A 23,465-nucleotide genomic window follows, 5' to 3' on the forward strand; every position below is an offset into this window, starting at 1 on the left:
GCCCGGCCGCCCGCAGCCGCCCGGTGCCCTGCCGTCGCCGGGCGGCGAGCAGCCCGGCGGCGCGCAGCCGCCGTTCGGCGGGCGGCCGGGCGGTGCCCCGAACCGCCCCGATGCCGGCCAGCCCCAGCAGGGCCCGTCCGGCGCCGGGCAGCCGCCGCAGGGCCCGTCCGGTGCCGGCCAGCCCCAGCAGGGCCCGTCCGGCGCCGGGCAGCACCCGCAGGGCCCGTCCGGTGCCGGGCGGACCGACCCGGGCCGTGCACCGGAGCCGGGCCGTTTCGTCCAGCACCCGGGCCAGGGCGTCGCGCCCGGTCTCCCGGACCAGCCGGTCCGCCCGGCCCAGCTCGGCCAGGCCCCGGCGGACGGTGGCCCGGGCCAGCCGGTGTTCCCGGCCCGGCCCGACACCCGCCCGGCGGCGGGACAGCCCGCGGGCCTCGCCGAGCCCGGCACCCCCGGCGCACCGGGCAGCCCGGCCGGTCCGGGTCATCCCGGCGGTCCGGGGAACCCCGCGGCTCCGGGCAATCCCGGGAACCCCGGCCCCGCGGCCCCCGGCGGCGGTCACCCCGGCAACCCGGGGCACCCCGGCAACCCGGGACACCCCGGCAACCCCGGAAGTCCGGGCAACCCGGGCAACCCGGGCAACCCGGGCAACGCCGGCGGCCCCGAGGGCACCCGTGCCTTCCCGCCCGCCACCACCCGTCCCGCCGGTGAGCAGCTCCCGCCCCCGGCGCCCGGCGCGCTGTCCGTGGTCGTCGCCGGCGGCGGCTCCGCCGGGCACATCGAGCCGGCGCTGGCCGTCGCCGACGCGATCCGCAGGCTCGTCCCCGGCGCCCGGGTCACCGCGCTCGGCACCGAGAAGGGACTGGACACCCAGCTCATCCCGGCCCGCGGCTACCCGCTCGAGCTGATCCCGCCGGTGCCGCTGCCCCGCAAGCCCACCGCCGACCTGCTGAAGCTGCCCGGCAACGTCCGGGGCGCCGTCCGCCGGGTCCGCGAGGTGCTGGACGCGGTGCAGGCCGACGTCGTCGTCGGCTTCGGCGGGTTCGTCTCGCTGCCCGCCTACCTCGGCGCCCGCGGCCGGGTGCCGATCGTCGTGCACGAGGCGAACGCGCGCGCCGGGCTGGCGAACAAGGTCGGTGCCCGGTTCGCCGCCGCCGTCGCCACCGCCGTACCCGGCACCGGGCTGGCACACGAGCAGGTCGTCGGCATGCCGCTGCGCCGTTCGATCACCACGCTCGACCGCGCCGCGCTGCGGCCCGAGGCACGCACCTACTTCAACGTGCCGCCGCACGCCCCGCTGCTGCTGGTCTTCGGCGGCTCGCAGGGCGCCCGCACGCTCAACGACGCCATCGCCGAGTCGCTGCCCGCCTTCACCGAACGCGGGATCTCGGTGCTGCACGCCTACGGGCGCAACGGGACCCCGGCCGATCCGCGGCCCGGCTACTTCCCGACGCCCTACATCGAGCGGATGGACCTGGCCTACGCTGCGGCCGACGTCGTCCTCGGCCGGTCCGGGATGACGACGGTCGCCGAGCTGACCGCGGTCGGGCTGCCCGCCGTGTACGTCCCGCTCCCGCACGGCAACGGGGAACAGGCGCTCAACGCCCGCCCGGTCGTCCAGGCCGGCGGCGGCAAGCTGGTGCCCGACGAGGAGATGAACGGTGCGCGCGCCGTCGACGAGCTGATGCCGATGCTCACCGACCCGGACCTGGCGCTCGCCATGGGCCGCCGGGCCAGGGCGGCCGGCCACGGCGAGGCCGACGAGAAGCTCGCCCGGATCGTGATGGAGGTGGCCCGCCGGTGAACACCCCGAGCCCGCTCGGAACGCACGTGCACCTGATCGGCATCGGGGGTGCCGGGATGAGCGGCATCGCCCGCATCCTGCTGGCCCGCGGGACGGCGGTGTCCGGCTCCGACGCCCGCGAGTCCCGCACCGTCACCGCGCTGCGCGCGCTCGGTGCGCGGGTCGAGGTCGGCCACGACGCCGCCCACCTGCGGCACGACGGCGAGGACGCACCGACCGTCGTCGTCTCCACCGCCATCCGGGAGACCAATCCCGAGCTCGCCGCCGCGCGCGAGCAGGGACTGCCCGTCGTGCACCGGGCGGTCGCGCTCGCGGCGCTCACCGAGGGCCGCAGGCTGATCGCGATCGCCGGGACCCACGGCAAGACGTCGACGACGTCGATGGTCACCGTCGCGCTGCAGCACTCCGGCGCCGATCCGTCCTTCGCGATCGGCGGTGACCTGTCGATCTCCGGCAGCGGCGCGCACCACGGGAGCGGCGAGGTGTTCGTCGTCGAGGCCGACGAGAGCGACGGCTCCTTCACCGCGTTCGCACCGTCGGTCGCGGTCGTCACCAACGTCGAGCCGGACCACCTGGACCACCACGGCGACGCGCAGACCTACTACGCGGTGTTCGAGCGGTTCCTCGACCGGCTGGTGCCCGGCGCCGTGCTGGTCACCTGCGCCGACGACCCCGGCGCCGAGACGGTCGCCGCCGCCGCCGAGCGGGCCGGGATCCGGGTGCTGCGCTACGGCCGGTCCGCACCGGGGGCGCTGGACGCCCGGCTGCTCGACTTCACCCCCGACGGCACCGGCTCGCGGTCGCTGTTCCGGCACGCCGGCGCCGAGCGGGAGCTGCGGCTGAGCGTGCCCGGCGAGCACATGGCGCTCAACGCGCTCGGCGCCTACCTGGCCGCGGGGGAGACCGGTGCCGACCCGGAGACCCTGCTCGACGGGCTCGCCGGGTTCGGCGGGGTGCAGCGCCGGTACGAGTTCAAGGGCCGGGTCCGCGGCGTCTCCGTCTACGACGACTACGCCCACCACCCCACCGAGGTCGCGGCGACCCTGCGCGCCGCCCGCGAGTCCGCACCGACCGTGCACGGCAGGCGCGGCCGGGTGCTCGTCGCCTTCCAGCCGCACCTCTACTCCCGGACCCGGCTGTTCGCGCGCGAGTTCGGCGAGTCGCTGTCGCTCGCGGACGAGGTCGTGGTGCTCGACGTCTACGGTGCCCGGGAGGACCCCGAACCCGGGGTCGGTCCGGCACTGATCACCGACGAGGTGCGGCTGCCCGCCGAGCGGGTGCACCGCGCCCCGTCGTGGGAGCAGACGCCGGCGGCCGTCGCCGCGCTCGCCGTCGACGGCGACACCGTGATCACGATGGGGGCCGGGGACGTCACGGCGCTCGGCCCGGAGATCCTGCGCGAGCTCGCCGGGGGCGACCGGGAATGACCGGATGCCGGGCGCACCCGGCACCGACGACCGCCGAGGGGGCGCGATGAGCAGGAGCGACGAGACCGGCGCACGCACCGGGCCCGGCGGCACCGCACGTCGCACCCCGGAGCAGGAACGGCAGGCGGCCGAGCGGGCCCGCCGGATCCGGGAACGCCGCGCGGCCGAGCGGTCCGCAGGCTCGGCGGACACCGGGGAGACCGGGCGGCCGCGCCGGGCCGACCGGGCCGGCGAGCGCGACCCGGCGCGCCCGGCCACCGCCGTGCAGACCGACGACGACGCCGCCACCCCGGACGCCGCCGGGACCCGCGACCCGGGCCGCGCCGGCCGGGGGACCGCTGACCGTGCCGCCCCCCGGGACACCGGCGGGTTGGCCCGCGAACGGACCGCCGCACGGACGGCGGCACGGACCGCGGCACGGACGGCCGCGCGGGAGCGCGCCGCCGACCCGCGGCACCGCCGCCGGCGCCTGGTCGCGCTGGCCGCCACCGTGCTGGTGGTGCTGATCGGGCTCTCCGCCGCGGTCTGGTGGGCGCTCGGCAGCTTCGGGCCGCCGGTGTCCGCGGTCGAGGTGACCGGCACCCGGCAGATCCCGGTGCACGACGTCGAGGCCGCCGCCGACGTCGGCACCGGTGTCCCGCTCGCCGCGGTTGACACCGGCGCCGTCGCCGCGCGGGTGTCGGCGATCCCCGGCGTCGCGAGCGTCGACGTCGGCCGGATCTGGCCGGACACCCTGTCGGTGACCGTGACCGAACGCACCCCGGCCGCGCTCGTCGAGACCCCGGACGGGCTGCAGCTCGTCGACGTGACCGGCTTCGTCTACCGGGAGGCACCGCCGGACCTGCGGCTGCCCCGGCTGCAGCTGCCGTCCGTCGGCCCGGAGGACCCGGCGACCCTGGCCGCCGTCGGCGCCCTGCGCGCCCTCCCGGAACCGGTGCGCGACCAGGTGGAGACGCTGTCCCTCGGGGCCGGCGGGAGCACCTTCGAGCTGGGACTGACCGAGGGCAGGCGGGTGCTGTGGGGACCGTGGTCGGACACCGCCGCCACCGCGCAGCGGGCCGAGGTGCTCGGGCCGCTGCTCGAACGGGAGGGCTCGGTCTACGACGTGTCCAGCCCGGCCCTGGTCACGGTCCGCCGGTGAACCGGCCCGCGCACGAACGTGCCGCGATGCCACCCGAACGGCCCTCGCGCCACGCCCGGCCGGACCCCGGCCGCCGGGCCCGTGCGGGGCAACCTCGGCGCGATCCCTTCCGTACCGAGGGCGGGGTCGGCGTAGGGTCACCGGCCGGCGACTGAGCGCGTTTCACGTGACCGGAACGGTGAACCACCCGGGCGGGGTGTTGTCGGCGCGCGGCGCGCCTGCTGGACCCGGGCCGGGGAAGCGACCTAGCGTTTCGCCCGAAGGCCCGGGGCACCCGGAGCTGGACCGGACCCCCCGAGCGACTGGAAGGTGCCGCGCATGACGCCCCCGCACAACTACCTGGCCGTGATCAAGGTCGTCGGCATCGGTGGCGGCGGCGTGAACGCCGTCAACCGCATGATCGAGGTCGGCCTCAAGGGGGTCGAGTTCATCGCGGTGAACACCGACGCCCAGGCCCTCCTGATGTCGGACGCCGACGTGAAGCTCGACATCGGCCGCGAGCTCACCCGCGGGCTCGGCGCCGGCGCGAACCCCGACGTCGGCGGCAAGGCCGCCGAGGACCACGCCGAGGAGATCGAGGAGGTCCTCAAGGGGGCCGACATGGTCTTCGTCACCGCGGGCGAGGGCGGCGGCACCGGCACCGGTGGCGCACCGGTCGTCGCCTCGATCGCCCGCAAGCTCGGCGCCCTGACGATCGGCGTCGTCACCCGCCCGTTCACCTTCGAGGGCCGCCGTCGCGCCGGTCAGGCCGAGGACGGCATCCAGGCGCTCCGCAACGAGTGCGACACCCTGATCGTCATCCCGAACGACCGGCTGCTGCAGCTCGGCGACGTCGGCGTCTCGCTGATGGACGCCTTCCGCTCCGCCGACGAGGTGCTGCTCTCCGGCGTGCAGGGGATCACCAACCTGATCACCACCCCGGGCCTGATCAACCTGGACTTCGCCGACGTCAAGTCGGTGATGTCCGGCGCGGGCTCGGCGCTGATGGGAATAGGGTCCGCGCGCGGTGAGGGCCGGGCGGTGCAGGCCGCCGAGAAGGCCATCAACTCCCCGCTGCTCGAGGCGTCGATGGACGGCGCGCAGGGCGTGCTGCTGTCCATCGCGGGCGGCTCCGACCTGGGTCTGTTCGAGATCCACGAGGCGGCGTCGCTGGTCCAGGAGGCGGCGCACCCCGAGGCCAACATCATCTTCGGCACCGTGATCGACGACTCGCTCGGCGACGAGGTGCGGGTCACCGTGATAGCGGCCGGCTTCGAGGGCGGGACCCCGACCCACAAGAAGCTGGAACCGGCCGTGTTCAGCCGCGGCACCCAGAAGGCGTCCGAGCCGGCGACCGGCACGGGCGAGTCCCAGACCCAGGCCCAGCCGGCGCCGCAGGCCCAGCCCGCGCAGCAGGCACCGCAGCAGAACAACCCGACCGGGTACGGCTCGGGTGCCGGCAGCGCGCAGGCCACCACGCCGGACCTGCCGGCCTCGGTGCCGTCGTCGCCGGAGCGGACCGGCGTGCTGCCGCCCGCGCAGCCCACCGCGCCCGCGCCGCGGCAGCCGGACCTGCGTGCGGAGTCCCCGGCCGGCACCGAGCACCACCCGGCGCCGTCCGCCACCGGCAACGGTTCCGCCCCGGCGGCCCGCCCGGCCGATCCGGTCGAGGACGAGGTGGACGTCCCGCCGTTCATGCGGCGCTGACCGATGACGCAGGCCGACTCGCCGCCGGTCCGCGTCCGCCGGGTCACCACGACGAGGGCGGGCGGCCGGTCGGCCGGCCCGTTCTCCCGGTTCAATCTCTCGCTCGGCGTCGGCGACGACCCGGCGGCGGTGACCGCCAACCGGGCCCGGATCGTCCGTGAGCTGGGCCTGACCGGGCTGGTCTTCCTGCGTCAGGTGCACGGCCGCGACGTCGCCGTCCTCCGGGAGGCGCCGCGGGCCCGCCCGGGCACCGGCGGGGTCGCGCCGGACGTGCCCGATGTGGACGCCGTCGTCACCGACGTCCCGCTGCTCGGCATCGCGGTCCTGGCCGCGGACTGCGTCCCGGTGCTGCTCGGCGACCCGGTCGCCGGGGTGGTCGGGGCGGCACACGCCGGCCGGGTGGGTGCCGCGTCCGGCGTGCTCGACGCGGTGATCGACCGGATGACCGGGCTCGGGGCCGCCGTCGAGCGGCTCGAGGTGCTGCTCGGGCCCGCGGTGTGCGGCCGGTGCTACGAGGTGCCGCCCGCGATGCGCGACGAGGTGGAGGCCGCGCTGCCCGGCAGCGCGTCGACCACCCGGACCGGCACCGCCGGGCTGGACCTGCGGGCCGGCCTGGCCCGCAGGCTCGCCGATCTCGGCGTGACCCGGGTCGGCACCGACCCGCGCTGCACCATCGAGGATCCCGACCTGTACAGCCACCGCCGGGAGGGCCGGTGCGGCCGGCAGGCCGCGATCACCTGGCTCGACCCGCGTGACGTGCGCGACCCTCGCAGCACCACCGCCCGCGCGGCACGATGATCGGCGTGGCCGATCCCGACACCCCCGAACGCACCGCCGAGCTGACCGAACGCCTCGCCGCGGTCCGCGGCCGCCTCGCGGCGGCCTGCCGGTCCGCCGGCCGTGATCCGGCCGAGGTCTCCCTGCTCGCGGTGACCAAGACGGTGCCCCCGGCCGACGTCGCGACCCTGATCGACCTCGGGCTCACCGAGTTCGCCGAGAACCGGGCCCAGGAGCTGGCGGCCAAGGTCGCCGACGTCGCGGCCGCCCGGCCCGGCGCGGAGCCGCGATGGCACTTCGTCGGCGGCCTGCAGCGGAACAAGGTGCGCACGGTGCTCCCGTGGGTGACCTGCATCCAGTCCGTCGACTCGCCCCGGCTGGCCCGGGCGATCGACCGCGAGGTCGGCCGGCTGCGCGGGAGCGGGGAGCGGGACGCCCCGCTGCCGGTGCTCGTCCAGTACAGCGTGGACGGCGATCCGGCCCGCGGCGGCGTGCCCGACGACGGGCTCGACGAGCTGGCCGACCTGGTCGCGGAGCTGCCCGGCCTGGAGCTCGCCGGCCTGATGGCGGTCGCGCCGCTCGGCCGGGAGCCCGGTGCGTCGTTCGCCGCGATCGCCGCCGCCGCCGGCCGGGTCCGGGAGCGGCATCCGGCGGCCCGCACCCTGTCCGCCGGGATGAGCGGGGACCTGGAGATCGCGGTCGATCACGGTTCGACAGTGGTGCGTGTCGGTACGGCCCTTGTGGGGGACCGGCGGATAACCTCGGAGTAATCGCTGGTCGGTGCGGGTACGAGGCCATCGGCGAGACCGTCGCCAGAACGCGGGTGCGCGCGCGAGGTGAGTGCGTACGGAGTCGAGCAGTACTGCGAGGGGACAGCGGATGAGCGCGATGTACCGGCTGAAGGCGTACTTCGGCATGGTCCCGGCCGACGAGATGGACTACGTGGACGAGCCGGCCCACTACCGGGCGGCCCACGAGCACTCCTCGAGCGGTCGCGGCGACCGCTGGGCGACCGGTGCGGGTCGGTTCGCCGACCAGGACGGTTACGACGACGAACGATACGACCCCGCCGCGGGCTACGACGACGGCTGGGGGCCCCGCACGGCGCGGGACACCCCCCGTCCGGCGCGCGGTGTGCGGCCGGATCCGCGCGGTGAGCGGGAGCCCGGTGATCACCTCGGGCGGGTCTCACCGATCGGCGGGGCCGCCGGAGCGGCCGTCCGCGGGTCGCTCGCGATGGATCCGGACGCTTTCCGGAGCCCCTCTCGGGAACACCAGCGCGAGGAGCGGCCGACACCCGTCGCGCCGGCGCCCGCGCCCTCGGCGGTGCCCGAGCAGCGCGACCGGACGGCCGTCGCGCCGGCCTCGATCACGACGCTGCACCCGCGCAGCTACAACGAGGCGCGCACGATCGGCGAGCGCTACCGGGACGGTGTGCCGGTCATCATGAACCTCACCGATCTGGACGGCGCGGCCGCGAAACGCCTGGTGGACTTCGCCGCCGGCCTCGCGTTCGCGCTGCGCGGATCGATCGACAAGGTTACCGACCGGGTGTTCCTTCTCACCCCGGCGGACGTCGAGGTGTCCGCCGACGACGCGCGGAGGCTCGCCGAGCGCGGAGCTTTCCGACAGGATTGACGCGTGTCCACCGCCATCGGCTTCCTGATCTATTACGTCCTGTTCTTCTTCTGGCTGCTGCTCGCGGCCCGGATCGTCGTCGAGATGGTCCGGTCCTTCGCGCGTCAGTGGCGACCGGCCGGAGCCCCCGCGGTGGCGCTCGAGGTCGTCTTCACCGCGACCGACCCTCCGGTCAAGTTGCTGCGGAGAGTGATCCCCGTGGTCCGTATCGGAGGCGTAGGACTGGACCTGTCGATTATGGTGCTGTTGCTGGTGGTGTTCATCTCGATGAGCGCCGTCAGATCACAGCTCCTGGGTTGAGCCCCAGTCACCCGGGAGTGCCGCCGAGGACCGCATGAGGTGATCCGATGCCGCTGACGCCCGCCGACGTTCACAACGTCGCGTTCAGCAAACCCCCGATCGGGAAGCGGGGGTACAACGAGGACGAGGTCGACGCCTTCCTCGATCTGGTCGAGGCCGAACTGGCCCGGCTGATCGGGGAGAACGACGACCTCCGAGACCAGGTCGCACAGCTCGAGCAGCGCCTCGGCGATGCCGAGGCCGACCTGGACGAGGCCCGCAACCAGCAGGCCCCGGCACAGACGCAGGCGCTGCAGGCGTCGCCGTCGCCGATGGGACGTGGTGGCGGAGCCCCCGCGCCCCAGCTCGCCGGAGTGGGGGGATCCGCCGACGCCGACGGCGGGGACCACCACGTGCAGGCGGCCAAGGTCCTGGGCCTGGCCCAGGAGATGGCCGACCGGCTGACGGCCGAGGCGAAGAACGAGGCCGACACGATGCTGTCGGACGCGCGGACCAAGTCCGAGCAGCTCCTCTCCGACGCCCGCACCAAGGCCGACGGTCTGGTCAACGACGCGCGCTCGCGCGCCGAGACCATGCTCAACGACGCCCGTACCCGTTCCGAGACGCTCGAGCGTCAGTCGCGCGACAAGGCGTCCGGCCTGGTCAGCGATGCCGAGCGCAAGCAGAACGAGATCATGGGTGCGATCCAGCGGGACAAGTCCGTGCTGGAGAAGAAGATCGACGAGCTGCGCACCTTCGAGCGCGAGTACCGCACCCGGCTCAAGACCTATCTGGAGTCGCAGCTGCGCGACCTGGAGGGCCGCGGGTCGGCGGCGCCGACGGACAACTCCGGCAACGCGAACCGCTCCGGTTCCAACGGTGGCTACGCCGCCTCCGGATACGGCCAGCGGGCCGACACCGGGAGCTGACGCCCGGCGCGCGAGCAATGCGCGCCGGGATGCCCGACGACGATGGGGTAGCGGCCGGGTGCCACTGCCGACCGACGGAGTTCGCCGATGTTGATGCTGGTGCTGGTGCTGGTAGCGATCGCGCTGGCGCTCTGGCTTGCCGGATGGTTCCTGCAGGTCGTGGCGCTGTTCTGGACGTCGGTCGGGGTCTGCCTGATCGCCGGTCTGGTGCTGCTCTACGACTGGTGGCAGACCCGGTCCGCCGTGCGGGCCGGGGACCGGTCGGAGAGCGCCGATGCCGGACCGGCCCCGGAGCGGCCCGGTCCGCCCCGGCACCAGGGCCCGGACATGGAACCCGCCACCCAGATCCTGCCGGTCGTCCGGCCGGAGACGGGTGGCCCCGGCCGGGCCGGTACCGGCCTGCCGGGGGCCGCGGGTGGAGTTCCGGACGCGGCCAACGCGTCGGATGCGACCATCCAGATCCCGGTGATCCGGCCGTCCGGCTCTGAGGAGGGACCGCCCGCCGTTTCCCGATCGGGTGGTTCTTCGCCACGCTCGGTGACGAATGGGGCGGCTGCGGACGGCGACACGTCGTCCGGCGGACACCCGGCCGGGTCGCCGGACGAGTCCGCGGCCGCGGCGACGACCGCGGCCCGGGTGCCGACGACGCCGGACGCTCCGGCCGCTCCGGATGCCCGGGATGTCTCGAAGGCCCCGAACACCCAGGACGGCTCCGGGCCGGCCGATCGGGACGACACGGGTCGTGGCGGCGACCCGGCACGTCCCGACGGCCCGCCCGGGGACGCCCGGGCGCCCGGCACCACGGGGGCGGCGCAGGCCGATCCCCGGGATGCGGTCCCGCCGCACGGCTCCGACCGGTCGCCGGCCGGCTCCGCTGGGGTGAGCCGGCGCGACACGACGACGGCCGCCGGAACCGGCTCCGCCGCCGGCGGCGGAGCCGACGACCCGGGCTTCGGCTCCGGTTCGGCCCCGGCGGGCGCGCCGGGTGCCGGTGACGCCGGCCGGACCACGGCCACCGGGGTCACCGGATCGGCTCCCGGCGCCGGCGGACCGGCTTCCGGAGCCGGCGGACCGGGTTCCGGCACTGCCGGATCGGCTCCCGGCACTGCCGGTGGGCCGGGCGGCACGCCGGACCGGACTGCCGCCGCAGGATCGGTGGAGTCCGCGACCACCGCGGTGCCGCTCGGCGGCACGACACCGGCGGGATCCGCCGACCGCACCACCGCGGCGCAGGCCGCGGGCGGCGCGGGCCTGGCCGCAGGCGCTGCCGGTGTTGCCGGCGCAGCCGGCGCGGCTGGTGCCGACAGCGGAGCCGCCGCGGCCGACTCGAGGGCCGGCGGGTCCGATGCCCGCTCCGGTGGGGCCGACATGCGCGCCGGCGGCGTCGAGAACGGAGCCGCCGGGGCCGATGCCGGGCGGCCGCCGTCCGACGCGGGCGCCGCGTCGGAGCCGCAGCCGATCGCCGGCGAGGCCCCCGAGGAGCCGCGCGACCCGACCCTGGCGGGCCTGGTGGCCCGGCTGCCGGACGAGGTGCTGGTGATCGACGAGCACCCGCGCTACCACGTGCAGACCTGCCGGGCGCTGCCCGGCAGGCCGGTGATCCCGCTCCCGGTCAGCGAGGCCGTCGAGCTCGGGTTCACCCCGTGCGGCTGGTGCTCGCCGAACCGCTCGCTCGGCGAGCGGCACCCGGCCCAGGTCCGCTAGCCGGCCCCCGCTTCGCCGGGCTGTGTGAATGAGCCCGCTTCGCCGGGCTGTGGAATAACCGGGTGCCCGCCCGCGCTACCCTGGTTCCACAGGCACCGATCCGGCCATCACCGGGGAGCCTCCGGAAGAAACGGCCCGCCCTGCGCGGGCCGGAGTAGAACCGGACGGGTGCGGCCCGTCATCGCCGTCGAACGAGAGGCGCACGCGAGCCAGGGTGCGCAAGCGGGGTGGTACCGCGGCACGGCCTCCACGGCCGTCGTCGTCCCCGTGCGAACCGACATTCGCACGAGGAGCGCCATGAGCGACACCGGATACCCCGAGGTTCCCGCACATCCCACGTTCCCCGCGCTGGAGCGCGACGTCCTGGCGTCCTGGGAGGCCGACGACACCTTCCGCGCGTCCGTCGAGCAGCGCCCGGCCGGGGAGAACGGCTCGTGCGAGTACGTCTTCTACGACGGCCCGCCGTTCGCCAACGGCCTGCCGCACTACGGCCACCTGCTCACCGGCTACGTCAAGGACGTCGTCCCGCGCTACCGCACCATGCGCGGCAACCGGGTCGAGCGCCGCTTCGGCTGGGACACCCACGGCCTGCCCGCCGAGGTCGAGACCGAGAACCAGCTCGGCATCAAGCACAAGTCCGAGATCGAGGAGATGGGCGTCGCCGCCTTCAACGAGGCGTGCCGCACCTCGGTGCTCCGCTACACCGGCGAATGGCGCGACTACGTCACCCGCCAGGCCCGCTGGGTCGACTTCGACAACGACTACAAGACGCTCGACCTGGACTACATGGAGTCCGTCATGTGGGCGTTCAAGTCGTTGTGGGACAAGGGCCTGGTCTACTCGGGCTTCCGGGTGCTCTGGTACTGCTGGCGCTGCGAGACGCCGCTGAGCGCCACCGAGACCAAGATGGACGACGTCTACCTCGACCGGCAGGACCCGGCCGTCACCGTCGGGCTGCGGCTGTCCGACTCCGGCTGCGCGGACCTCGACGGCGCGCTCGCCCTGGTCTGGACGACCACCCCGTGGACGCTGCCGTCGAACCTGGCCGTCGCGGTGCACCCGGACGTCGACTACGCGGTCGTGCAGGCGAACGGGGAGCGCTGGGTGCTCGCGCAGGCCCGCGTCGCCGCCTACGCCCGCGAGCTGGGCGAGGACCCGCACGTCCTCACCGTGCTGAAGGGCTCCGACATCCTCGGCGCCGCCTACACCCCGCCGTTCGACTTCTTCACCGGCCGGGAGAACGCGCACCGGGTGCTGGCCGCCGACTACGTCACCACCGAGGACGGCACCGGGCTCGTGCACATCGCCCCCGCCTTCGGTGAGGAGGACAAGGAGGTCACCGACGCGGCCGGCATCGAGGTCGTCAACCCGGTCGACTCCCGCGGCGAGTTCACCACCGAGGTCCCGCCGTACGCCGGCATGCAGGTGTTCGACGCGAACCCGCAGATCATCCGGGACCTGAAGGAGCGCACGTCCGAGCACGTCAGCGGCGTGCTGCTGCGGCACGAGACCTACGACCACCCGTACCCGCACTGCTGGCGCTGCGGCAACGCGCTGATCCAGCGCGCCGTCGACTCCTGGTTCGTCCGGGTCACCCGGTTCCGGGACCGGATGGTCGAGCTCAACCAGCAGATCGACTGGACGCCGGCGCACGTGCGCGACGGCCAGTTCGGGAAGTGGCTGGAGGGCGCCCGCGACTGGGGCATCTCCCGCAACCGGTACTGGGGCAGCCCGATCCCGGTGTGGCAGTCCGACGACCCGCGCTACCCGCGGACCGACGTCTACGGCTCGCTCGACGAGCTGGAGCGCGACTTCGGCGTGCGCCCGACCGACCTGCACCGCCCGTACGTCGACGAGCTCACCCGGCCCAACCCGGACGACCCGACGGGCGCGAGCACCATGCGCCGGGTCCCGGAGGTGCTGGACTGCTGGTTCGAGTCCGGCTCGATGCCGTTCGCCCAGGTGCACTACCCGTTCGAGAACGCCGACTGGTTCGAGCACCACTACCCGGGCGACTTCATCGTCGAGTACAACGGCCAGACCCGCGGCTGGTTCTACACGCTGCACGTGCTCGCCACCGCCCTGTTCGACCGGCCCGCGTTCCGCAACTGCTCGGCGCACGGCATCGTGCTCGGCGACGACGGCGCGAAGATGTCCAAGTCGCGCAAGAACTACCCGGACGTCAACGAGGTCTTCGACCGGGACGGCTCGGACGCCATGCGGTGGTTCCTCATGGCGTCGCCGATCCTGCGCGGCGGGAACCTGATCGTCACCGAGCAGGGCATCCGGGAGGGCGTCCGGCAGGCGATCCTGCCGCTGTGGAACAGCTGGTACTTCCTGTCGCTCTACGCCGGCGGGCAGCGCGGGACGTTCCGCACCGACAGCCCGCACGTGCTCGACCGGTACGTGCTGGCCAAGACCGCGGACCTGGTCGACGGCGTCACCGCGGCGATGGACGCCTACGACATCGCGGGCGCCTGCGAGCGGATCCGGGAGCACGCCGAGACGCTGACCAACTGGTACGTCCGGCGCTCCCGGGAGCGGTTCTGGGCGACCGGATCGGCCGACGCCGAGGCCGTCCGGCGGGACGCCGTCGACACCCTGCACACCGTGCTGGAGGTGACCTGCCGGGTCGCGGCGCCGCTGCTGCCGCTGACCGCGGAGGCGATCTGGCGCGGCCTCACCGGCGGCCGCTCGGTGCACCTCGCCGACTGGCCGGGCGGGTCCGACCCGGCGCTGCCCGGGACGGCCGCGGCGGGGGCCGGGCTGCCGCACGACGCCGAGCTGGTCGCCGGGATGGACCGGATCCGGCAGGTCGCGTCGGCGGCGCTGTCGCTGCGCAAGTCGGCGAAGGTCCGGGTGCGCCAGCCGCTGCCCGGGCTCACCGTCGCCGCCGCCGACGCCGCGGACCTGGAGCCGTTCACCGCCCTGCTGCGCGACGAGGTGAACGTCCGCACGGTCGAGCTCACCGAGGACGTCGCGGAGCACGGACGCTTCGAGATCGCGGTGAACGCCCGGGTCGCCGGCCCGCGGCTGGGCGCCGACGTGCAGAAGTGCATCCGCGCGGTGAAGGCGGGGGAGTGGAGCCGGGAGACCGACGGCGGCCAGGACACCGTCGTCGCCGCCGGGATCACCCTGCAGGACGGCGAGTTCACCGAGCGGCTGGTCGCCGCCGACCCGGCGCACACCGTCGCGCTGCCGGGGAACAGCGGGCTGGTCGTGCTCGACACGACCGTCACCCCCGAGCTGGCGGCCGAGGGCACCGCGCGCGACGTCGTCCGGGTCGTGCAGCAGGCCCGCCGGGACGCCGGGCTGGCGGTGGCCGACCGGATCGCGCTGACCCTGGACGGGCCGGACGCGGTGCTGGACGCGGTCCGCACGCACGAGTCGTTCGTCGGCGGGGAGGTGCTGGCGACCGCGGTGTCCTACGGACCGGTTGCCGACGGGGCCTCGGCCGGTCAGGTGGTCGGCCCGGACGGGACCGCCGTCGAGCTGCGCGCGCGGGTCGAGCGCGCCTGAACCCCGGGGCGCCGGGCCGGTCACCCGGACCGCCGCCCCCGTAGGCTCGCCGGGTGGGCGCGGCAGCGGATCGGTGGCGGGAACTCCAGTCCGGACGGGGGATCCCGGAGCACATCCGGCGCGCCGCCCCCGCCGATCCGTGGACGCACCGCGCGGCCGACTTCGCACCGCCCGCCGAGCCCGCCGACACCCCGTCCCGGGCCGCGGCCCGGGCGCTCGCCGAACGTGCCGCGGCCTGGAGCTGCGCCGGCGCGTCGGTGCTCGACGTCGGCTGCGGCGGCGGTGACGCCGCGTTCGCCGTCGCCCGGCCCGATCCGTCGCCGGTGGCGCGGGTGGTCGGCGTCGACCGGCAGGCCGACATGCTCGCCGTGTTCGCCGCGGCGGCCCACGAGCGCGGGATCCCCTACGGCACCGTGCAGGGCGCCTGGCCGGACGTCGCCGCCGACGCCGACCGGCACGACGTCGTCGTCTGCCATCACGTGCTGCACAACGTCGTCGATCTCCCGCCGTTCCTCGCCGCCCTGCACGCCGCCGCCCGCGGCCCGGCGGGCGGCGTGGTGGTCGAGATGCTGCCCGAGCACCCGATGGCCTGGCTGGACCCGCTGTGGCGGCACTTCCACGACCTGGACCGCCCGCCGAGCGCCACCGCCGACGACGCCGTCGCGGTGCTGCGCGAGGAGCTCGGCGTCGAGCCGGAGGTGCGGAACTGGACCCGGGACCGGCGGCTCCCGCACGACGCGGGCTGGGTGGCCCGCCGGTTGTGCCTGCCCGCGTCCCGGCTCGCGGAGGTCGAGTCCGCGCTGGCGACCGTGCCGCCGCGGCGCACCGACGCCGTCACGATCGTCTGGTCGCCCTGAGCCGGCGACCGCCGGACCGGACCGCCGGAACGCGCGCCGCCGGCGCTCGTCATACTCGGGGGGTGAGTTCCGATCCCGCCGCCGGCGAGGCACCCGTCGATCCCGCGCTACGGCGGCGCGGGGTGTTCCTGCTGGCCGGGATCGCCGGCGTGGTGCTCGCCCTCGACCTGGCCACCAAGATCGCCGCCGTCGCGACGCTGGAGGACCGCGACCCGGTCACCGTGATCGACGGCTTCTTCTACCTGACGCTGCTGCGCAACCCGGGCGCCGCCTGGTCGATGGCCACCGGGTACACCTGGGTGCTGACGATCGTCGCCGTCGTCGTCGTCGGGGTGATCATCCGGATCGCCCGCAGGCTGGTCTCCATCGGCTGGGCGATCGGGCTCGGGCTGGTCCTGGGCGGCGCGCTGGGCAACCTGGTCGACCGGTTCTTCCGCTCGCCCGGCCCGATGCGCGGGCACGTCGTCGACATGTTCGCCGTGTTCGCGCCGGACGGCAGCGTCTTCCCGGTGTTCAACATCGCCGACTCCGGCATCGTCTGCGGCGGGATCCTGCTGGTGCTGATGGCGCTGCGCGGGGTGGAGATCGACGGACGGGTGGGTGGCTGAGCCGTGGGTGACCAGCGGAGCATGCCCGTCCCCGACGGCCTCGACGGCATGCGCATCGACTCCGGCCTCTCCCGGCTGCTCGGCCTGTCCCGCACGGTCGTCGCCGGGCTGGCCGAGTCCGGCCGGATCCAGGTCGACGGCAGCGTCGCCGGCAAGTCAGATCGGCTGCTCGGCGGGGCGTGGCTGGAGATCGAGCTGCCCGACGTCGAGACCGCCGAGCCGGTCATCGCCGGCCCGGCCGAGGTCGTCGCCGGGCTGACCGTGCTGCACTCGGACGACGACATCGTCGTCGTCGACAAGCCGGTCGGCGTCGCCGCGCACCCGTCGCCGGGCTGGACCGGGCCGACCGTCACCAGCGGCCTCGCGGCGCTCGGGTTCCGGCTGTCCACCTCCGGCGCCGCCGAGCGGCAGGGGATCGTGCACCGGCTCGACGTCGGCACCACCGGCGTCATGGTGGTCGCGACCTCCGAGCACGCGTACACGGCGCTGAAGCGGGCGTTCAAGGAGCGCACCGTCGACAAGCGCTACCACGCCGTCGTCCAGGGACATCCCGATCCGTCGTCGGGCACCATCGACGCGCCGATCGACCGGCACCCGCGGCACGACTACCGGTTCGCCGTCATGCAGAGCGGCAAGCCGAGCATCACCCACTACGACACGATCGAGGCGTTCCGCTCGGCCAGCCTGCTCGACGTGCACCTGGAGACCGGGCGCACGCACCAGATCCGGGTGCACTTCTCCGCGCTCCGCCATCCCTGCGTCGGCGACCTCACCTACGGTGCGGACCCGACGCTGGCCAAGCGGGTCGGGCTGAGCCGGCAGTGGCTGCACGCCAGGACGCTCGGCTTCGAGCATCCGGCGGACGGCCGCCACGTCGAGTTCACCAGCCCCTACCCGGACGACCTGGCCGCGGCGCTCGAGGCACTGCGGGACCCGTGACCGGGCTGAGCACGCGCGGCCTGTGGGTGGTCGTCGCGCTGATGGGCGTGGTGCTGCTCGGCACGCTGTGGGTGGCCGGATCCGGCCCGCCCGTCCCGGCGGGCACCTCGACCGGCTCGATCCGGCTCGGCCCCGAACCCGGCCAGGACGTCGGGGAGTACCTCGCGTCGCTGCCCGGGCAGCTGCCCCCCGAGGGGATGCCGGTGCCGGCGCTGGTCCAGCTCGACCGCCCGCTGGACGTGCCGGCCGCGGCGGCGCTCGCCGGGACGTCGCCGGTCTCGACCGTCGTGTTCCGGGTGCCGCTGGAGCGGGTGCAGACGGCGCTGCGGTTCGAGCACGTGACCGGGACCGGTGACCCCGCGGCGGCGCTCGGCGTCGCCCGGGAGCAGGCGGCGTTCCGCGCCGAGGCCGACCGCGACCGGGCCGAGCGGGCGCGCGATCCGGCGGCCGATCCGGAGACCGGCGCGCTGCTCGCCCGGCGGGCCGCGATCGCCGCCGCCGAGCAGCGGATGCTGGCCGCGCCGGACTGCGCCTGCGTGATCGGGCTCGTGGTCACCGCCGACCGGGACGCGCTGGAGGCGCTCGCCGGCACCGCCGGGGTGCGCGCGGTGCACGCGGCGCCGCAGCGCTCCAGCGCGGCACAGCTGGCGCTGTCCCCGCTGCTGCCCGAGCAGACGACGGCGGCGACCCCGCCGCCCGACGACGGCCCGGTGCCCGCCGGGTGAGCCCGGATCAGCCGAGCACGCCGCGGTCGCGCAGCAGGCGGACCGCCGCGGCGGCGCCGCGCCACAGGTGCGCGTCCCAGCCGTGCGCGACCGCCGCCCGGACGTTGTCCACCCGGTCGTCGAAGAACACGACCTGCTCGGGGACCGTGCGGAACTCGACGTCGGCCCGCCGGTAGACGTCCTGCGACGGCTTGACCAGCCCGACGTCGGCGGAGAACAGCATGCGGTCGAACGGGCCGCTCCAGGCCGCGGCCCGGACCGCGGCGGCCAGCCCGCGGGGGGCGTTGGACAGCACCGCCAGGCGCACCTTCGCCCGCGCGAGATCGGCCAGCAGCATCGACGAGGTCGGCGGCAGCGCCGACCAGAACGTCACGTCGAGCCGCTCGGCGGCGTCCATCCGGTCCGGATCCGGCGGCAGGCCGAGATCGGCGAACACCGCCGACCAGTAGCGGTGCGGCGGATCACCCAGGTCGTGCCGGCGCCGGTGCGCCCGGTAGGCCACCCGCAGCTCCGGCTCGGGGACGCCGAGCTCGGCGGCCAGCCGCCGCTCCAGACCCTGCGAGGGGACCAGCACCTCGCCGAGATCGAACACCACCGTCCGGCGCTCGTGGTCGGGTGGGCTGTCGGACCTGGGTTCCCGGCCGCGTGCCGTGTGATGATCCATCGTCGGGGGAGCGTAACCCCCCGGAGCGGGTGGGCGGGCCCGTCGAGCGGGCGGGGCCGGCCGCCTCCGGGTGCCCCCGGGTGCTCGGGCGGCTCGGTGGTCTGGTGCTCAGCGGCCCTGGGGCTCGGCTGTCGGATGCTCAGCGGTCGGGCTGCTCGGCGGCCCGGAGGCTCGGCGTGCACGGGTCGGCCGGTTGCTCGGCGCGGAGGGCGCCGGTCGTGCCGCACCCCTGCGTCGTTCTCGCACCCCGGCGTCGTTCCCGCACCTGTTGGAGAGGGTGCGGGGCGGTGCCCGGGGTGCGGTGTCCGGGCGGTGGCGTGCCGTCGCACCCCGGCGTCGTTGTCGCACCCTCGCGTCGTTCTCGCACCTGGTGGACGGGGTGCGGGGCGGTGCTCGGGGTGCGGTGTCGGGCGGTGGGGTGGTGTCGCACCCCGGCGTCGTTGTCGCACCTCTGCGTCGTCCCCGCACCCGTTGCAGAGGGTGCGGGGAGGTTCCAGGGGTGCGGCGTGGGGCGGGTGCCGTGGTGTCGCACCCCGGCGCGGATCCCGCACCCGTCGGAACGGGTGCGCGGTCGCACCCGGGGTGCGGGGCCGGCGCGACCGCGGCCCGACACGCCGTCGGTGGGGCGTCGGTGCCGGTGAGCTGGACCGATGCGCCGGGGGCCGCCGGGGACCCCCGCGGTCGCCGGAACTGTCGGACCCCGCGGCTAGTCTGAGACCCTCACCGATCCGGTCGGTCCGGGCCCCGCGCAGGAGTCCCACCGGCACCCTCGTGGCCCCCGCCAGGAGCCGCGACAGGGCGTCGTCCGGCGCGCCGCCGGCCGTCGGGACCGGTGGGTGAGTGGTCACGGCACGGTGCGCCCCGGCAGGTGCGCAGCGTGCGGCACGGGGAGCACCGCGTCACCCCAGGGCGCGGGAGAGGAGCGCGGAAGACACATGGCCGGCGGCACATCCGGAACGGGCTCCTTCGTCCATCTGCACACCCACACCGAGTTCTCGATGCTCGACGGCGCCGCCCGGCTCGACGACCTGTTCTCCGAGGCCGCCAAGTACGAGATGCCGGCGATCGCGATGACCGACCACGGCAACGTCTACGGCGCCTTCGAGTTCTGGCGCAAGGCCAAGGCGCACGACATCAAGCCGATCATCGGCATGGAGGGCTACCTCGCGCCCGGCTCCCGGCACGAGCGCAAGCGCACGGCGCTGGGCGGGAGCAACCCGGCGGCCGCCGACAACAACCCCGACCTCATGTACACCCACATGACGCTGCTCGCCGAGAACACGGAGGGGATGCACAACCTCTTCCGGCTCTCGTCGCTGGCCAGCCTCGAGGGGTACTACTACAAGCCGCGTATGGACCGTGAGCTCCTCGAGCAGTACGGCAAGGGGCTCATCGCGACCACCGGCTGCCCGTCCGGCGAGGTCGCCCGGCTGCTCCAGCAGAACGACTTCGACGGCGCCTGCCAGGCGGCGAGCGACTACCGGGACATCTTCGGGAAGGACAACTTCTTCCTGGAGCTGATGGACCACGGCATCGAGATCGAGAAGCGGGTCCAGGAGGACCTGTTCCGGCTCAAGGACAAGCTCGACCTGCCCGGGCTGGCCACCAACGACCTGCACTACACCTACCCGGACGACACGAAGGCGCACGAGGTGCTGCTGTGCGTCCAGACCGGGAAGACCCTCGCCGACCCGAACCGCTTCAAGTTCGACGCGCAGGACTTCTACCTCAAGCCCGCGCACGAGATGCGCGCGCTGTGGGACCCGATCCACCCGGAGGCCTGCGACAACACGCTGCTCGTCGCCGAGCGCTGCAACATCGACTTCACCACGGGGCAGGACCTGCAGCCCAAGGCCCCGGTGCCCGAGGGGGAGACCGAGGAGTCCTGGCTGATCAAGGAGGTCGAGCGGGGGCTGCACATGCGGTTCCCGAACGGCGTCACCGAGCGGTACCGGCAGCAGGCCAACTACGAGGTCGGCGTCATCATCAAGATGGGCTACCCCGGCTACTTCCTGGTGACCGCGGACCTCATCCAGCACGCCAAGTCGGTCGGCATCCGCTGCGGCCCCGGCCGCGGCTCGGCCGCCGGGTCGCTGGTCGCCTACGTCCTCGGGATCACCGATCTCGACCCGATCCGGCACAAGCTGATCTTCGAGCGGTTCCTGAACCCGGACCGCGTCTCCATGCCCGACATCGACATGGACTTCGACGAGCGCCGGCGCGGCGAGATGATCCGGTACACCACCGAGAAGTACGGCGAGGACCGGATCGCCCAGATCATCACCTACTCCACGATCAAGGCGAAGGCCGCGATCAAGGACTCGGCGCGGGTGCTGTTCGGCCAGCCCGGCTACTCGGTCGCCGACCGGATCTCCAAGGCGATGCCGCCCGCCGTCATGGGCAAGGACATCCCGCTGTCCGGGATCTTCGACCCGTCGCACAAGCGCTACTCCGAGGCCACCGAGGTCCGTGCGCTGTACGAGGCGGACCCGCAGGTCAAGGAGATCATCGACACCGCGCGGGGCCTGGAGGGCCTGAAGCGCCAGTGGGGCGTGCACGCGGCCGGCGTCATCATGTCGTCGACGCCGCTGATCGACGTCATCCCGATCCAGCGCCGGGAGTCCGACGGCGCCATCATCACCCAGTTCGACATGGGCGTCTGCGAGACCATCGGTCTCCTCAAGATGGACTTCCTGGGGCTGCGCAACCTCACGATCCTCGACGACGCCCTGGAGAACATCGAGCTCAACGGCAAGCCCGCGGTCGATCTCGACCATCTCGAGCTCGACGACCCGAAGACCTACGAGCTGCTCTCCCGCGGCGACACGCTCGGCGTCTTCCAGCTGGACGGCGGCCCCATGCGGGACCTGCTGCGCCGGATGGCGCCCAGCGAGTTCGAGCACATCTCCGCGGTCGGCGCGCTGTACCGCCCCGGCCCGATGGGCGCGAACGCGCACAACGACTACGCCGACCGCAAGAACGGGCGGCAGGAGGTCACGCCGATCCACCCGGAGCTGGCGGAGCCGCTCAAGGAGGTCCTCGGCGAGACGTTCGGCCTGATCGTCTACCAGGAACAGGTCATGTCCATCGCCCAGGTGCTCGCCGGGTACTCGCTGGGTCAGGCGGATCTGCTCCGCCGGGCGATGGGCAAGAAGAAGAAGGAGATCCTGGACAAGGAGTACGTCACCTTCGCCGGCGGGATGAAGGAGAACGGCTACTCCGAGAACGCCGTCAAGACGCTCTGGGACATCCTGCTCCCGTTCTCCGACTACGCGTTCAACCGCGCGCACTCCGCCGCGTACGGCGTGGTCTCGTACTGGACGGCGTATCTCAAGGCGAACTACCCGGCCGAGTACATGGCCGCGGTGCTCACCTCGGTCCGCGACGACAAGGACAAGGCCGCCGTCTACCTGGCCGAGTGCCGGCGGATGGGCATCACCGTCCTCCCGCCGGACGTCAACGACTCGGTGCGCAACTTCGCCCCGGTCGGCAACGACATCCGGTTCGGCCTGGGCGGCATCCGCAACGTCGGGCACAACGTGGTCGACGCGATCGTCGCGGCACGCCGGGAGAAGGGGAACTTCGTCGACTTCTCCGACTTCCTCCGCAAGGTCGACGCGGTCGTCTGCAACAAGAAGGTCGTCGAGTCGCTGATCAAGGCCGGCGCGTTCGACTCGCTCGGGCACTCCCGCAAGGGCCTGCTGCTGGTGCACGCCGACGCGATCGACGCGGTGATGAGCACCAAGAAGGCCGCGTCGATGGGCCAGTTCGACCTGTTCGGGTCGATGGACGGCTCCGGTGGCGACGGCGGTGACGAGCTGGGCGGGATCTTCGACGTGAAGGTCCCCGACGAGGAGTGGGACTCCAAGCACAAGCTGGCCGTCGAGCGCGAGATGCTCGGGCTCTACGTGTCCGGCCACCCGCTGCAGGGCCTGGAGCAGGCGCTCGCCGCGAAGGCCGACACCTCGATCGCCGACATCGTCGAGGGCACCGTGCCCGAGGGCGCGCAGGTCACCGTCGGCGGGATCCTCGCGAACGTGAACCGCCGGGTGAACAAGAACGGCGAGCCCTGGGCGTCCGCGCAGATCGAGGACCTCGCCGGCGGCATCGAGGTGCTGTTCTTCCCGCGGGCCTACCAGGTCGTCGGGGTGGACGTCGCGGAGGACGCGATCGTGCTGGTCAAGGCGCGGGTGAACAAGCGCGACGATCGCGTCTCGCTGATCGCCAACGACCTCGCCGTGCCCGAGCTCGCCGCGGCCGGGGAGGCCGGTCTGCCGATCCGGGTGTCGCTGCGCACCGACCAGTGCACTCCCGAGCGGGTCGCGAAGCTCAAGGAGGTGCTGACGCACCACCCGGGGACCTCCGAGGTGCACCTGTCGCTCGTCTACGGCAAGAAGGTCACCGCCCTCAAGCTGGACGACTCGCTGAAGGTGCTCCACACCTCGGCCCTGATGGGCGACCTGAAAGCCCTGCTCGGCCCGGGCTGCCTCGGCTGACGTCGCACCCCTCGGCGCGCCGAGATGCAGCTCAGCGGGGATTGTCGATCTTCAGAGCCCGCTGAGGTGCATCTCGACGGGTGACGGGGTGCGGGGCGGTGCTGGCGGGGTGGGCCGCGGCGGCCGCGGCGTGGCGCAGCTGCGCGTCGCGCGGCCCGGCGCGGTGCGGCGTGGCGCAGCGCGTCATATTGCGTGGCGTGGCGCGGCGTGGCGTTTCGCGCGGCGCGGTGTGGTGCGGCGCGTGCCGTGGTGCGGAGTGCGGTGGGCGCGTCGCA

Annotated in this window: 19 protein-coding genes; 16 read left to right on the plus strand and 3 right to left on the minus strand. The window is 74.5% G+C overall.

Annotation, left to right across the window (positions count from 1 at the left end):
- On the minus strand, nucleotides 1-484 hold a 484-nt coding region (locus ABD160_RS05235), incomplete at its 3' end, for a hypothetical protein (protein WP_344019365.1).
- Nucleotides 485-736: 252 nt separating this feature from the next.
- Here ABD160_RS05235 and ABD160_RS05240 point away from each other — a divergent pair.
- The 15 genes from ABD160_RS05240 to ABD160_RS05310 all read left to right on the plus strand — a co-directional run bounded on the left by ABD160_RS05240 (nucleotide 737) and on the right by ABD160_RS05310 (nucleotide 18,030).
- Entirely contained in the window at nucleotides 737-1,801 is a 1,065-nt protein-coding gene (locus ABD160_RS05240) for a UDP-N-acetylglucosamine--N-acetylmuramyl-(pentapeptide) pyrophosphoryl-undecaprenol N-acetylglucosamine transferase (protein ID WP_344019341.1), read from the plus strand.
- Nucleotides 1,802-1,857: 56 nt separating this feature from the next.
- Nucleotides 1,858-3,228, plus strand: coding sequence for a UDP-N-acetylmuramate--L-alanine ligase (gene murC, locus ABD160_RS05245; protein WP_425563585.1), 1,371 nt, complete (start codon nucleotides 1,858-1,860; stop codon nucleotides 3,226-3,228).
- Between the two features lie 46 nt (nucleotides 3,229-3,274).
- Complete coding sequence (locus ABD160_RS05250) at nucleotides 3,275-4,369, plus strand: cell division protein FtsQ/DivIB (protein ID WP_344018837.1); 1,095 nt, start codon at nucleotides 3,275-3,277, stop codon at nucleotides 4,367-4,369.
- A gap of 318 nt (nucleotides 4,370-4,687) precedes the next feature.
- The gene (ftsZ, locus tag ABD160_RS05255) at nucleotides 4,688-6,055 is read left to right on the plus strand and encodes a cell division protein FtsZ (RefSeq protein ID WP_344018839.1); all 1,368 of its coding nucleotides are present in this window, start codon (nucleotides 4,688-4,690) and stop codon (nucleotides 6,053-6,055) included.
- Nucleotides 6,056-6,058: 3 nt separating this feature from the next.
- On the plus strand, nucleotides 6,059-6,853 hold the full coding sequence (gene pgeF, locus ABD160_RS05260) for a peptidoglycan editing factor PgeF (protein WP_344018841.1): 795 nt from the start codon (nucleotides 6,059-6,061) through the stop codon (nucleotides 6,851-6,853).
- Complete coding sequence (locus tag ABD160_RS05265) at nucleotides 6,850-7,602, plus strand: YggS family pyridoxal phosphate-dependent enzyme (RefSeq protein WP_344018843.1); 753 nt, start codon at nucleotides 6,850-6,852, stop codon at nucleotides 7,600-7,602. The genes pgeF and ABD160_RS05265 overlap by 4 nt, the downstream gene beginning before the upstream one ends.
- A gap of 109 nt (nucleotides 7,603-7,711) precedes the next feature.
- A complete protein-coding gene (locus ABD160_RS05270; RefSeq protein ID WP_344018846.1) occupies nucleotides 7,712-8,470 on the plus strand; it encodes a cell division protein SepF in 759 nt (252 codons plus the stop codon).
- A 3-nt stretch (nucleotides 8,471-8,473) separates the two neighbouring features.
- Nucleotides 8,474-8,770, plus strand: coding sequence for a YggT family protein (locus tag ABD160_RS05275; RefSeq protein ID WP_085914995.1), 297 nt, complete (start codon nucleotides 8,474-8,476; stop codon nucleotides 8,768-8,770).
- 47 nt (nucleotides 8,771-8,817) lie between these two features.
- Complete coding sequence (gene wag31, locus ABD160_RS05280) at nucleotides 8,818-9,678, plus strand: DivIVA-like cell division protein Wag31 (protein ID WP_344018852.1); 861 nt, start codon at nucleotides 8,818-8,820, stop codon at nucleotides 9,676-9,678.
- 87 nt (nucleotides 9,679-9,765) lie between these two features.
- The gene (locus tag ABD160_RS05285; protein WP_344018854.1) at nucleotides 9,766-11,382 is read left to right on the plus strand and encodes a hypothetical protein; all 1,617 of its coding nucleotides are present in this window, start codon (nucleotides 9,766-9,768) and stop codon (nucleotides 11,380-11,382) included.
- Between the two features lie 297 nt (nucleotides 11,383-11,679).
- The gene (ileS, locus tag ABD160_RS05290) at nucleotides 11,680-14,901 is read left to right on the plus strand and encodes an isoleucine--tRNA ligase (RefSeq protein WP_344018856.1); all 3,222 of its coding nucleotides are present in this window, start codon (nucleotides 11,680-11,682) and stop codon (nucleotides 14,899-14,901) included.
- A gap of 53 nt (nucleotides 14,902-14,954) precedes the next feature.
- Nucleotides 14,955-15,758 (plus strand): class I SAM-dependent methyltransferase, encoded by an 804-nt coding sequence (locus ABD160_RS05295; protein ID WP_344018858.1) that lies wholly within the window; start codon nucleotides 14,955-14,957, stop codon nucleotides 15,756-15,758.
- 62 nt (nucleotides 15,759-15,820) lie between these two features.
- Entirely contained in the window at nucleotides 15,821-16,366 is a 546-nt protein-coding gene (lspA, locus tag ABD160_RS05300; RefSeq protein ID WP_344018861.1) for a signal peptidase II, read from the plus strand.
- A 21-nt stretch (nucleotides 16,367-16,387) separates the two neighbouring features.
- Nucleotides 16,388-17,305: an RluA family pseudouridine synthase gene (locus tag ABD160_RS05305; protein ID WP_344018864.1), complete on the plus strand. Its 918-nt coding sequence runs from the start codon at nucleotides 16,388-16,390 to the stop codon at nucleotides 17,303-17,305.
- Entirely contained in the window at nucleotides 17,302-18,030 is a 729-nt protein-coding gene (locus tag ABD160_RS05310) for a hypothetical protein (protein WP_344018867.1), read from the plus strand. The genes ABD160_RS05305 and ABD160_RS05310 overlap by 4 nt, the downstream gene beginning before the upstream one ends.
- 7 nt (nucleotides 18,031-18,037) lie before the next feature.
- Here the strand turns inward: ABD160_RS05310 and ABD160_RS05315 are convergent, their stop codons facing one another.
- Entirely contained in the window at nucleotides 18,038-18,694 is a 657-nt protein-coding gene (locus ABD160_RS05315; protein WP_344018870.1) for an HAD-IA family hydrolase, read from the minus strand.
- A gap of 935 nt (nucleotides 18,695-19,629) precedes the next feature.
- Here ABD160_RS05315 and dnaE point away from each other — a divergent pair.
- Nucleotides 19,630-23,190 (plus strand): DNA polymerase III subunit alpha, encoded by a 3,561-nt coding sequence (dnaE, locus tag ABD160_RS05320; protein WP_344018872.1) that lies wholly within the window; start codon nucleotides 19,630-19,632, stop codon nucleotides 23,188-23,190.
- Nucleotides 23,191-23,221: 31 nt separating this feature from the next.
- Here dnaE and ABD160_RS05325 read toward each other — a convergent pair.
- The coding region (locus tag ABD160_RS05325) for a hypothetical protein (RefSeq protein WP_344018874.1) at nucleotides 23,222-23,465 on the minus strand (244 nt) is incomplete at its 5' end.

Origin of the sequence: Pseudonocardia kongjuensis (assembly GCF_039526905.1) — a bacterium.
Classification (GTDB): domain Bacteria; phylum Actinomycetota; class Actinomycetes; order Mycobacteriales; family Pseudonocardiaceae; genus Pseudonocardia; species Pseudonocardia kongjuensis.